Here is an 11,338-nt window from a genome sequence, read left to right on the forward strand (position 1 = left end):
GGGGCCGCGGGGGCGTTCGGCTAACTGCGGGAACGGCCTATTTGCTCAATGTGTTCGGCTGAGATCGGAAATCAACCCTTCTCAGGCAACCGCCCAGAAAGGTCCATCCCAAGGCAAGCGCTCGCTAGAACGTTCCGCCGCCGCCTCCGCCGACGCCGCCGCCTCCGCCGCCAGAGAAGCCACCGCCTCCGCCGCCGCTCGAGCTATCGGAACCCGAAGCCAGCTCACGGATGCTCTCGTGATACACGTCATCGAACGAATCGAGCGGGGACTGATTTCCGTAGTGATGGTAGTACCACCAGTAGCAGGGGTAATTGTCGTAGAAACCGTCGGCCTCGCGCACCTCGGGAGGAACAGCCTCGGCAAGCTGACGCAGGACTTCCTTCGAAACGCCCAGTGCCGCACCCATCACCAGAAGTTTATTCCACAGGACCAGATCACCGGGGACGGCTTCCTTTAGACGCGTGAAGTCCTCAAGCCAATGCTTAAGTGCCTTGCAGCGAGCCGTCACCTCGGCGCCCTCCGGCGTAAAGCGGCGGAACGTAAGGCCCACGCCAATACCCACCAGCACGATGGGCACCGAGATAACCGCAGCGATAATGTTCGCCTGCGCGCCGTCGGTAAAGAAGATGGATCCCACGGGAACAAAGGCGATCAGAATACCAAGAACCAGGCAAAACACCATTGCGACAATGCCGTCCGAGGCAACGTACTCGCTATCGGCCAGCTTGCCCTTAACGGTGTTCTGATAGTCCTCGAGTTTGTCGCCCACGGGTGTGGCGTGCTGCTTGACGTAGTGCCGCAGCTCGTCAAACGTGCGCGAGCGATCACCGTTCTCGTCGGGCTTAGCGCCGGCAAAGAAGATCTTGAGAACCGTGCGGTCAATGCCCTTGGCCGACTCCCAGCCCGTATCGCTCACCGTCACACGATACGTCTGCTCCTCTTTTTCGCGCCCCAACAGACCCTTCTTGGGCTTGGTCACGGTCGCCTGCTCCAGCTTGATCACACGGTCGTCAGTGAGCTTCATGAGCGTGGCGATATATGCCCGATCGGGTACCTCGTTCCAGCTCATGAGGGCCGAAAGCACGGCGGGATGGTCGGCCGAAGGCACATCGCGAAAATATTCGTCCTGGAAAAGCGGCTTGGGCTTGCGGTGGCGCAGCTTGAGCACAACGATTGTGCCGGTAAAGGCCACCGCCGCGACAACACTTAGCACGGCAAGTGCACTGGCAATCATGCGCGCGCGGGCGCGGCGGGCGTTAGCTTCGTCGGCCCACGCCTTCTCCTCGCTCAGGATTGTCGGCATGCGCTTCTCGCTTGAGGCGGCGAGCTGCGGCACCCAGTCGCTGGGGAAGGCGATGCGCGCCTCGGCAAACTCACCCTCGTGCACGCAGGGAATGGTATAGGTAACCATAGGCTCGTCCGTGTCGAGCGATACGTTGCCCGTGAGCGGACCGTGGCCCCACGCGCGGAAGTTGTCACCCTTGGTTGCCGGGGTCCCCGCGGCAGCGTTTGCGAAGTGGACTTCCATCTCAACATCGTCGGAATCCGCCGACCAGCCGTCGCCCACAAACTTCCAGTAGAGTTCGGCGGTATCGGACCAGTTCATGACCGCACCGGTCATGGTGTAGCTCACGTAATAAATCGCGCTGTCGCCGCTCTCGTGGGGACTGAAAACCTTGATCTTTACGCCGCCGTCGGACTGCTCAACCGTATAGACACCGCTGTCGCCCTTGTTTGCATAATCGACTCTGTTAAACGCGGTGCCATCTTCCTCGACGCTAAGCACATTGACGCCCGCCGCGCCTCCCTGCTGGTTGGAGCCCGTATTGATCTCCCAAAACACGCCGTTGATGTCGTCATCGAAATCAAACTGGCGTCTCTCGACAACGGTCAGCGAGCCATCGGCCTCGACCGTGGCGCCGATGTGGGTTTGGCTCATGGAGTAGCCGTCGGCGTGCGCGGCGGCAGGCAGCAGCAACAACGCAAGCGCGGCGAGCACGCAGACGGAAGCGAATCGCGCGAATAGGCGGCGCTGCCGACAGGTCTTGGCAACGGGGGCGTTCATAGGCACATCCTTTGTCTGTAAAACCAACAGCGCCATTGTCCCACGTTTGCGGACGCGCATGACGAATATCTAGGCGACCGAAGCGCCAAATGGGATGAAAGTCACGCCCGCCGCCAGCAGCTAGTCATTGGGTACGTTCTTAAATGACTAGTCATTAGGGACACTCTTTGGCATGGCCCGCACCAACGATAGATACCACTTCACAGCTCCGTCACAGGTGTAGCGGCTTTGTGTTGCTGCGGCGCACACTGATTGAGTCCGCGAGCAAGGGGCATAAAACAGTCGAGCGAAAACGGTTTGCCCCTTTGCCGTTCGCTCGAGGATCATGTCCCCCTTTTCCGCGGAAACCCCGGCAGTTGCGAAGAGCTGCCGGGGTTTCTGTCGTTTGAGGGGTTGAAGGGGCTAAGCTTGCGGGCGGTAATCGAGATGTTGAGTCGGTGCCCGTCGAGCACAACACGCGGCCTCGGCAACTTGCGAGCATCGACGACGCCTCCCCCACCCCACCCCGCGCTATACTCGTCCGCATGGACATCAAAGCACGCAACATAGCAACGCCCGCCGCGGACGCGCCAACGACGCAGCCCGCCTCCGTTCCCATGCACGTCATGGGCCGCTTTGCCCCGTCGCCCTCGGGCCGCATGCACCTGGGCAACGTGTTCAGCTGCCTGTGCGCGTGGCTTTCGGCCCGCAGCCAGGGCGGCAGCATCGTGTTGCGCATCGAGGACCTGGACGATCGCTGCAAGCGCCCGGAACTTGCCGCTCAATTGATTGACGACCTGGCCTGGCTGGGACTCGAGTGGAACGAAGGCCCCTACTACCAGCACGATCGCCTCGACCTATACGAGAGCGCCTTGCGCCAGCTGCAAGACACCGGTCTCACCTATCCCTGCTTTTGCACGCGCGCCGAGCTCCACGCCGCAAGCGCACCGCACGCCAGCGACGGCACGCCCATCTACCGCGGCTCCTGCCGAAACCTTTCTGCCAAAGAGATCGCTCGCCGCAGCGCCCTGCGCGCCCCGGCCACGCGTCTGCGCGTGCCCACCGTAGATGACCTCGCCGACGATGTGGTCGAATTCGTGGACCGCACGTACGGCGCCCAATGCGAGGCACTCGCCACCGAGTGCGGTGACTTTTTGGTGCGCCGCAGCGACGGTGTTTTTGCCTACCAGCTGGCTGTGGTGGTCGACGACGCCGCCATGGGCGTCACCGAGGTCGTGCGCGGATGCGACTTGCTGGGCTCCACGCCCCGCCAAATCTACCTGCAGCATCTGCTGGGACTTCCCACGCCGCGCTATGCGCACATTCCGCTGATCATATCGCCGGATGGCCGCCGCCTTTCCAAGCGCAACCGCGATCTGGACCTGGGCGAACTACGCGCCCGCTTTGGCGCGCCCGAGGCACTGCTGGGATGGCTCGCCGGACAAACGGGCATCGCGCCGGACACCACACCGCGCTCTGCCGAGCAGCTGGTCGAGCACTTTAGCTGGGATGTTATCCGCGCGCATCGGGAGAACATCACTGTAACGGTCGAGTAGCCAAACGCATCGCCGCTACGCAACATCCCAGGGCATAAGCTCGTCGCCCAGGCGAACGATGCAGTCGTAGAGCACGGTGTGGCGCTCGGCCGGGTTGGCATCCCGATGAAAATGCCCGTAGTACCAGTGCTTGTAATCCAAGCGGTCTTCCAACTCGTCGAAAAATGCCGTAAGTCGATCGACGGCGGGGCAATTCCAGCCGGGCGCCGGATAGAGCGTGGGCGAAAGCATGCGCGTAGAGCAGGTGTGGATGACCACGTAGTCGACCTTCCAGCCCACGCTGTCGAGCTTTGTCCGAGCCTCCTCAAAGTTGCGCTCGTCCGGCAACTCCTGCGGCCACCAGCTGGAATACGGAATGCGGTATTCCTTGTCCACGCTCGTGGCGCCGCCCATGGTAAAGACCGTTGGGCCGTCGAGCTCAAAAACCTCGCCGCGCGTCAGGCGCCGTATGGGGGAGGTATCCGACAGGCGCTGCGTCAGCCCACCGTGCCACAACTCCATGGGACGCTCTGCCCAATGGTCGAAACACTCGTGGTTGCCGTCGACGAACAGCACGGTATAGGGGCGCGACTCCAGCCAAGCGATATCGGCACATTCCTCGGCAGAGAAATCCCAGGGAAAGCCAAAGTCGCCAGCGACAATCAGATAGTCGTCGCCCGTCAGGCTATCCCCAAGCTCCCAATCGCGCAGCTTTTGCATGTCGAGACCGCCGTGAACATCGCCCGTCACATAGACCGTCATCGGATTACCACTTCCCTCTTATAGGCTTCGAGATCGCGCTCGACCTGTTCATCGTCCGTGACGTTGACCCACCAAGGCCACTTAACGCAACACACCGGCTCCTCGACCTGCGCAAACAACAACTTGAGCTCCTCTAGACTCACCGGGGTATAGCCGTTGGCATCCACGCCCACGTCATAGCGCAGCAGCCCCTGCCGAAGGTTGAACTTGTTGTACGCGCCGCCGCAGCTGTGGATATGCCCGTGCAAATGCCAGCCGCCGTGCGACATACCCTGCCAGTCGACCATGGGATAGTGGCTCAGTACGATTTTTTGGCGGTCGATCTTGAGCACGCAAATGGGCGCCTCGACGATAAAAGCATCCGCCACCGCAGGCTGCGTCCAGTCTTTGTCGTGGTTGCCGGGCAGCAGATGGACACGCTTGCAGACAATGCTTTTGCGCAGCTCGTAGGCATCTTGGACCGTCATCTTAAAGCTAAAGTCGCCCAAGATGTAGAGCTCGTCATCCACAGCGACCTTGCTATTAATGTTGGCGACCATGGCCTCGTTCATCTGCGCAACGGTCGACCAAGGCCTATCGCTAAGCCGTAGCATGTTCTCGTGTCCAAAGTGGGTATCACTGGTAAACCAGATCACGGGGCCTCCTAACGCTCTTGCTCGGAATAAATGCTCGTTGCCTCGCCAAATCCGTCGGGGCGCCGTGCTTCGATCGGCACGATATCTTGGTAGATAAGGCGATGCTTGTCATCACGCCATTCATCGTCATGGTAATGGCCGAAGAACCAGGTGCGGTAGTCGATCCGCCCGTCGAGCTCGCCCAAAAAGGCCTGCAGCGAATCGTCGTAGAACTCGCGATTGCGCTCCATGCACAGCTCGTCCGCCAAATCGACCGGCGCTTCGTGAGTCACAACGTAGTCGACCTTCCAGCCCACGCGATCGAGCGAGGCGCGGCAATGGCTCATCTCGCTCTCACTCGGCATTTCCTCGGGCCACCAAGTCTTTCCCTCCCGACGCCACTGTTTGTCATGGCTCGCGGCGCCGCCCATGGCGAGCACCGTGCTCCCCGCAATGTCGAATACCTCGCCGCGCATCAGGTGCAGCACGTGCGGGCGAGCCTCGTGAACGAGGCCCCCATTCCACCCTCGCATCGGCAGCCCCGCCAGCAGATGATGGTTCTCGTGATTGCCGTCGACAAAACACGTGGTCCAGGGCTTGGACTCAAACCAATCGAGCCAGTATTTGTCGGTGTTCGAGCCGCTCCATATAAAGCCAAAGTCGCCGGCAACGATCACCACGTCATCGCGCGCCAGCGTTCGGCCCAATGGCCAAGCGCGCGATGAGAAGCGACTCGCCCCATACTCGGCGATACCGTGAACGTCTCCGGTAACGAAAATGGACATCAAGCAACACCTCCGCGCTGTGCGACTCTGGACAAATCGATGGCAGAAATTGCAGGCCGGCCCCGGCATCTGCATCCCTTAGGGCTTACCCCTCGTTCTTCCATCCAAACGGGTCAAATACCCAAAAAATCAGATCGAGCACGCCGCCGGTCATCATGGCGCCGGCAAGGGCGATGATGACGTGCAGGGAACTGGCACTTTGGAGCACGTCGAATGGCCCCAGAACAGCCAGCAGCCCGACCGCCACGCCGGCAAGGCACAGTGCGAGACACGGCCCCGCGTCCTTGACGCACTTCTTTGCGAGATGCTTGGTGTTGTCACTCATCGATATCGTACTCCTTAGAGGATCGTTGTTCAGATGCATGCCGCCGCGACAGGGCTGGACGGCAGATTAAGTGTCACATGCCGTGCGGACACATATTAGTTACCCTACAAATAAGTGTATTTGATAAAATGTAGGGTAACTACTCAGAAGGGAGGTGCCATGTCCGTCTTAGAAGATGTCCTAGAAGAGGAGTACGCACGCTCAATCCGTCTCTTGGGCCTCATGGAGCAGGAAATTGGCCTCCTTCCAAAAGGCAGTATCCGCATGCGAAACATAAAGGGCCACGAATACTGCTACCTCAACTATCGAGTCGGCGACAAGGTTAAAAGCGACTATGTCCCTGCTGCAGAGGTTGATGAGCTGCGAGCCAAAATCGAACGCCGAAGGGCTCTTGTGACCGCCATCAGAGAACAGAAGCAATCTCAAAAGCAAATCATACGTGCGCTGGGAAGGGTGCCGAATGCCGACTGAGCAGCAACACGCTTTCTCAAAAGTACTTGACCTGATCGAGGAAGCAGGATGCATAGACCACGTTGTCCTCATCGGGTCTTGGGCGGAATTTGCCTACAGAGAAGCCGATGTACTTCCAGGCTTTTGCCCAAATATCAAAACAATGGATGTCGACTTCCTCGTTCGAAACCTGCGACGCCCCAGCCCGGCGGCGCGCCTGACCGCCCTTGCAAAAGAACGAGGTTTCTTTGTCGAATCCGATCGCATGACGGGAACAACAAAGTTGCTAGATATCACCGGCCTTGAAGTTGAATTTCTCATCAGAAAAATGGGTGAGGGAAAAGAGCCTGCTCTCAAGACGAACATCGGGGTGACGGCCCAAGCGCTATGGCATATGGACGTCATTCTGAAAAACACCATCAACGTTCGCTGTTTGAGCCACGTTGTAACCGTTCCGATACCCGAGGCCTATGCGATTCACAAGATGATAATCAACAGCGAACGGGGCAAAAAGGCCGAGAAGGACGCCCATGCCGTGGAAAACATGCTTCCGCTGCTAGACGAAGAAAAGCTAAATAAGATATTCAGCTCGCTATCTAAAAAAGAGAAAGCAAGGGTCCGTACGTTTGCAGAAACCTATGGCGTTGCAACGCGTATCTTGGAAATCGTCTAAACCACTGGTGGGCAACAGGCTGGGCAGGGCGTCTTGCCTCGTTTGAGTGCGGTTGCTAATGGCACGCTTGTTTTAAGTGCGTTTTGAGGAAGGCTTTTACATCCCGCAGAGCGGTGATAGATTTTGCCGTTCTTGGTGACGATTACCTTGATTTTTGAAGTATCCACGCTGTAGGGCTTGGCCGGCGTGGCCATCTTTTGACAGACTGGCTCCGGTTCTTGGAGCCTACTTCTCGAAAAACCAGGGTCGCGGAATCGATTGATATAGCTGTCGAAACATCCATCGAACAGCAGTCCCGTTGCCAAACCCGCCATGAACCCGCAGGCAATCGCGGCCTCTCCTCTAATTTGCACATGTCCCTCCTTAATTAACCTTGAAAATAAAAGCGGCGTGCGCCGCAGAGCCCATGTCCCCACAGCGCGCGCCGAAAATGATCCGTTTTCCTCCATCCCTAACGGATCAGTTGGCGGCGCTTGCCGGAGAGGAAGACGCCGGCGGCCACCAGGACCGTGCCACCGATTACGAAGGTCTCGCCCAGCAGGTTGGACACGTCGCCCGTGGCGGGCATCGTCGTCTGCTGCGTGGTGGCCTCGGACGCCGAGGTCATGTGCTTGGCCTGGTACGTCACCTGCGTCGCAGGCTGAGTCTGCTCGTCATTCCCGCGCTCGGCGGCTTCCTGGCGGGCAATCTCGGCGTTGAGCTCGGCAATAGCCTGGTCGAGCTCGCCCTTGGCGGCGGTATAGTTGGCAAGCGCCTCCAAGTAGGCAGGTGCCACAGCATCCGTCGCAGCAACGGCAGCGTCGAGCTCAATCTTGGCAGCTGCGGCGCGCTCGACGGCATCGTGGGCCGCAGCGATCTTAGCGTTGAGCGCCTCATCCGCATCGTTGGCACGGCCGCTAGCGATGGCGTCGGCAAGGTTGATCCTGCGCAGGCGGGCAACCGCGGCGGCAGAAGCATCGCGATCAGCGGTCGCATCCGTTACGGCGTCGTCCGCCGCAGTCACGCCAGACTCGGCATCGGTCTTCGCCGAAGCCGCTGCCTCAACAGCAGCATCGGCAGCGGCCTTGTCCTCCGTCGCCTGAGCAAGCGCCGCGGCGGCATCATGTAGCTGAGCCGCACGAGCAGCAGCCGCGACGGATGCGGCCTGAGCCGCGGTCACAGCCGTGCCGGCACCGCTCGCAGCAGCCTGGGCGGCAACAAGCTCGGCCTGGGCAGCAGCGACGTCGGCATCTGCCTGGCCTGCCGCACCCTGCGCGGCATTCACTGCAGCCTGCGCGTCAGCCTGAACGGCACGCGCCCCCTCGAGCACCGCCGAGGCCGCATCAAATGCACGCTGAGCAGCGGCAACGTCGGCAGAGTACGCAGCCAGCTCGTCCTGGGCGGCAGCAAGCGCGCTCTCCTTGTCGCCAACGCCGGCGCGAGCGGCATCCAGCGCACGCCGGGCAGCGGCAGCCTTGCCCTTGGCGACATCGAGTTCATCAGACTTGGCAGTCACGACACTCTGCGCCGCGGTAACCGCAGCGCTGGCAGCGTCCACGTCGGCGCGGGCATCAGCCACGGCACGCGCAGCGGCCTCAGCCGCGGCCTGCTTCTCCCCCACGGCAGCCTGGGCATCCGAGGCCCCAGCGGCAGCAGCGCCAACATCGGCGGCAGCAGCATCGACTTGAGCCTGCCTTGCAGCGGCGGCCTGCGACGCGGCGCTCACCTTGCCGCCAGCCTGCGCAGCCGCGCCCTGAGCGGCAGAAAGCTCCTGACGAGCCGCGTCCACGCCCTGCCCAGGATTTGCCAACGAGTCACACCACGCATTAAGCGCAGCCTCGTATTCGGCAACCGTCATCGGATTGGCGGCATTCGTGTACCATCCTCCAGACATAGAGAACGTCTGCGCCTGCGTAAGCCAACGGTTCATCGTCCCGCGCGTGCAAACCCCCATACCCGTTACGGTGTAATCGGGATCGATCACATTCATGTAGTGACCGACTGTATGCACGCTCCCGCCATGCGCAGCCACGTAGCGATCGATTTCGTCGCCATGCTGCTCGTAGAAATCAAAAGCAGCCTTTCCCGTAAGGCCCGTCGCTCCCAGCGTAGCCGCAGCGCGGTCAAAGACGGCCTTCTCCTGATCGACCCACTGGATGAACGGGTCGCTTCCGTAGTTCCACGCCACGTTTTCGCCCACGTTGAACTGCATGGCGTGCGCAGTCTTGGTATCGGAGAAATTCGCATCGGCAATCGCGGTCGCCATCATGGCATACGTCACCTTGAGCTCACCCAGGCCAACGCTCGCACGATACTTGTTGCACGCCTTGAGCCACACAATCGCTTGCTTCATGTTGGTCAGACTCGTCGCGTCAACCTCCTCGCCCACCTTGGTGAGGCTGGCATATTTGCAGTTGAGAATCAGGTCCGCCGCATCGTCGGCACCCACGCTCTTAAAGAACGCAATGGCGCCCTGGCGGTAGTTTTCCGCCGAGGCGTTCGCCGTAGCCTGAGCGGCGTCGAGCTTGGCCTGCGCTTGAGCTACAGCCTGATCGGCCTGCTGCTTTTGAGCCTTTGCCTGGTCGAGCGCCTTGTCGGCAGCGTTCTTCTCGTCCTTAGCGGCCGAGAGCTTGGCCTGAGCGTCGGCCAGCGCCGCAAGCGCATTGGCATGCTCGGCCTTAGCCTGATCGACGGCGGCGTCTGCCGCGGTCGCAGCAGCCGTGGCAGCGTCCAACTTGGACTGCGCGTCAGCCGCAGCCTGCTGCTGGACGGCGAGCGCCTGCTGAGCAGCCTGCACCTCACCCTCGGCAGTGGTCACTTCCTGCGAGGCAGCAGCGAGTTCGCCCTCGCGCTGCGCCTGGACCGACTTGGCGGCGTCCAGCGCGGCAGCGGCGGCGTCCACCTTGGCCTTGGCAGCCTCGTACTCCGGGCCCGCGGCACCCTGCTCGGCACGGTCGAGATCGGCCTTGGCGGCGTCATAGCTCGCCTGAGCGGCATTCACATCCTTATCGGCCGCATCCTTTGCCTGCTGAGCTGCCGAAAGCTTGCCTTGCGCGTCCTGCTGTTTGGCCGCGGCGGCATCAACGCCAGCCTGGGCATTCGAAAGCCTGACCTGCGCGTCGGCGGCCTGCTGCTTTGCCTGCTCCAGCTCGCTCGCGGCCTGCTCGGCAGCGGCCTGAGCCGCGGCAACAGCCTCGGGCGTGGCATCGGCAGCAGCGGCCTGCGCGGACTTGAGCGCAGCCTGGGCATCGTCGGCGGTCTTCTGGGCAGCGGTCAGGGCTTCACCCTTGTCCGTCAGATCCCTCTTTGCGGCATCGAGTGCAGCTTGAGCGTCCTCGAGCGCCTTCACGTCCGCATCGGCCTTGTCCTGCGCGGCACCCATCTGCTGCTCCAGCTCGGCCGAAGCTGCAGAAGCGGCAGCGTCGCTTGTGCCACGGGCCGCATCGTAGGCGCTCTGAGCCTGCTGCTGGTTGGCAGCGGCGGCGTCGTAAGGAGCGGCGGCCGCATCCAAATCGGCCTTGGCAGCAGCGGCCTTAGCGCGAGCCGCATCGACCGCAGCCTGCAGGTTGGCGACCTTCTGCACCGCTGACACCGTGCCCGCGCCAGCGCTAGCAGCAGCCGCGCTCGTCAACGGAGACAGCACCGCAGCCGGCTTCGCAGTAGCGTCGGCACCGTTCGCACCCTGCGCCACCGCAGTCAGCGGAGACAGCAGCGACCCGCCCGTCATGGCGATCGTTGCCGCAGCAACTGTCGCCATACGCCCGGCGGCCTTCGCCTTACCCGCAGCGCCGCCATTGATGTTCTTGTTCACGTTCTTGCTCATTGCCGATTCCTTCCCACGATGAGCTGATGTTTGACACATAATCGATCCAATATGCCCCGCTAAAAAGAGGTGATAACGGGGTAATTAAATCGGAGGAGTTGGAGACAAGCCCACATCCATCAGCGGATGCCGAGCTCATACTCCCGCTCGCGCTCAATATCATTCAGGTACTCATAATCTTCGGAGCTAAGCTCTAGATCATCTTGAGCGAACATGTAGTTCTCGGCCTTAGAACCAATACTGCAACCGTAGATGGTATTGAGATCGATATGGTCGGTATTGTCGTTGTAAAGGGGGAAAATTCTGCTGGTCATGCTCAAGTACCTCTCAACATAAACTGAAAAC

At 60.9% G+C, this 11,338-nt stretch carries 11 protein-coding genes; 3 read left to right on the forward strand and 8 right to left on the reverse strand.

Translation table 11 applies throughout. The annotated features are described in order from the left end of the window. Window positions 1–124: 124 nt before the first annotated feature. On the reverse strand, window positions 125–2,068 hold the full coding sequence (locus tag GT495_RS08975; protein ID WP_161162403.1) for a DUF2207 domain-containing protein: 1,944 nt from the start codon (window positions 2,066–2,068) through the stop codon (window positions 125–127). A gap of 596 nt (window positions 2,069–2,664) precedes the next feature. On the opposite strand from GT495_RS08975, the gene gluQRS reads away from it, so the two are divergent. Further along, window positions 2,665–3,603: a tRNA glutamyl-Q(34) synthetase GluQRS gene (gene gluQRS / locus GT495_RS08980; RefSeq protein ID WP_161162415.1), complete on the forward strand. Its 939-nt coding sequence runs from the start codon at window positions 2,665–2,667 to the stop codon at window positions 3,601–3,603. Window positions 3,604–3,618: 15 nt separating this feature from the next. Here the strand turns inward: gluQRS and GT495_RS08985 are convergent, their stop codons facing one another. The 4 genes from GT495_RS08985 to GT495_RS09000 all read right to left on the reverse strand — a co-directional run bounded on the left by GT495_RS08985 (window position 3,619) and on the right by GT495_RS09000 (window position 6,068). Beyond that, window positions 3,619–4,344 (reverse strand): metallophosphoesterase family protein, encoded by a 726-nt coding sequence (locus GT495_RS08985; RefSeq protein WP_161162404.1) that lies wholly within the window; start codon window positions 4,342–4,344, stop codon window positions 3,619–3,621. Further along, a complete protein-coding gene (locus GT495_RS08990; protein ID WP_161162405.1) occupies window positions 4,341–4,979 on the reverse strand; it encodes a metallophosphoesterase in 639 nt (212 codons plus the stop codon). The genes GT495_RS08985 and GT495_RS08990 overlap by 4 nt, the downstream gene beginning before the upstream one ends. An 8-nt stretch (window positions 4,980–4,987) precedes the next feature. Next, window positions 4,988–5,743, reverse strand: a complete 756-nt coding sequence (locus tag GT495_RS08995) for a metallophosphoesterase (RefSeq protein ID WP_161162406.1) — start codon at window positions 5,741–5,743, stop codon at window positions 4,988–4,990. A gap of 85 nt (window positions 5,744–5,828) precedes the next feature. Continuing rightward, the gene (locus tag GT495_RS09000; protein ID WP_161162407.1) at window positions 5,829–6,068 is read right to left on the reverse strand and encodes a hypothetical protein; all 240 of its coding nucleotides are present in this window, start codon (window positions 6,066–6,068) and stop codon (window positions 5,829–5,831) included. A gap of 159 nt (window positions 6,069–6,227) precedes the next feature. On the opposite strand from GT495_RS09000, the gene GT495_RS09005 reads away from it, so the two are divergent. Both GT495_RS09005 and GT495_RS09010 read left to right on the forward strand, forming a co-directional pair. Further along, window positions 6,228–6,539: a hypothetical protein gene (locus tag GT495_RS09005; RefSeq protein WP_156063301.1), complete on the forward strand. Its 312-nt coding sequence runs from the start codon at window positions 6,228–6,230 to the stop codon at window positions 6,537–6,539. Then, complete coding sequence (locus GT495_RS09010; RefSeq protein WP_161162408.1) at window positions 6,529–7,191, forward strand: GSU2403 family nucleotidyltransferase fold protein; 663 nt, start codon at window positions 6,529–6,531, stop codon at window positions 7,189–7,191. Before GT495_RS09005 ends, GT495_RS09010 begins: the two co-directional genes overlap by 11 nt. On the opposite strand, the gene GT495_RS09015 is transcribed toward GT495_RS09010, so the two are convergent. The 3 genes from GT495_RS09015 to GT495_RS09025 form a co-directional block, all read right to left on the reverse strand. After that, a complete protein-coding gene (locus GT495_RS09015) occupies window positions 7,188–7,544 on the reverse strand; it encodes a hypothetical protein (protein WP_161162699.1) in 357 nt (118 codons plus the stop codon). The two genes, GT495_RS09010 and GT495_RS09015, sit on opposite strands and share 4 nt — an antisense overlap. Before the next feature lie 98 nt (window positions 7,545–7,642). Then, a complete protein-coding gene (locus tag GT495_RS09020) occupies window positions 7,643–10,993 on the reverse strand; it encodes a CAP domain-containing protein (protein WP_161162410.1) in 3,351 nt (1,116 codons plus the stop codon). 119 nt (window positions 10,994–11,112) lie between these two features. After that, the gene (locus GT495_RS09025; RefSeq protein ID WP_118081508.1) at window positions 11,113–11,307 is read right to left on the reverse strand and encodes a hypothetical protein; all 195 of its coding nucleotides are present in this window, start codon (window positions 11,305–11,307) and stop codon (window positions 11,113–11,115) included. Window positions 11,308–11,338: the final 31 nt, after the last annotated feature.

Origin of the sequence: Collinsella sp. BIOML-A6, from assembly GCF_009875845.1 — a bacterium.
GTDB classification, from domain to species: Bacteria; Actinomycetota; Coriobacteriia; order Coriobacteriales; family Coriobacteriaceae; genus Collinsella; species Collinsella aerofaciens_H.

Bases quoted from the DNA above. Each gene is read 5' to 3' on its own strand.
- GT495_RS08975 (WP_161162403.1), bottom strand. From the start codon at position 2,068: ATGAACGCCCCCGTTGCCAAGACCTGTCGGCAGCGCCGCCTATTCGCG.
- gluQRS (WP_161162415.1), top strand. From the start codon at position 2,665: ATGCACGTCATGGGCCGCTTTGCCCCGTCGCCCTCGGGCCGCATGCAC.
- GT495_RS08985 (WP_161162404.1), bottom strand. From the start codon at position 4,344: ATGACGGTCTATGTGACGGGCGATGTTCACGGCGGTCTCGACATGCAA.
- GT495_RS08995 (WP_161162406.1), bottom strand. From the start codon at position 5,743: ATGTCCATTTTCGTTACCGGAGACGTTCACGGTATCGCCGAGTATGGG.
- GT495_RS09000 (WP_161162407.1), bottom strand. From the start codon at position 6,068: ATGAGTGACAACACCAAGCATCTCGCAAAGAAGTGCGTCAAGGACGCG.
- GT495_RS09005 (WP_156063301.1), top strand. From the start codon at position 6,228: ATGTCCGTCTTAGAAGATGTCCTAGAAGAGGAGTACGCACGCTCAATC.
- GT495_RS09010 (WP_161162408.1), top strand. From the start codon at position 6,529: ATGCCGACTGAGCAGCAACACGCTTTCTCAAAAGTACTTGACCTGATC.
- GT495_RS09020 (WP_161162410.1), bottom strand. From the start codon at position 10,993: ATGAGCAAGAACGTGAACAAGAACATCAATGGCGGCGCTGCGGGTAAG.
- GT495_RS09025 (WP_118081508.1), bottom strand. From the start codon at position 11,307: ATGACCAGCAGAATTTTCCCCCTTTACAACGACAATACCGACCATATC.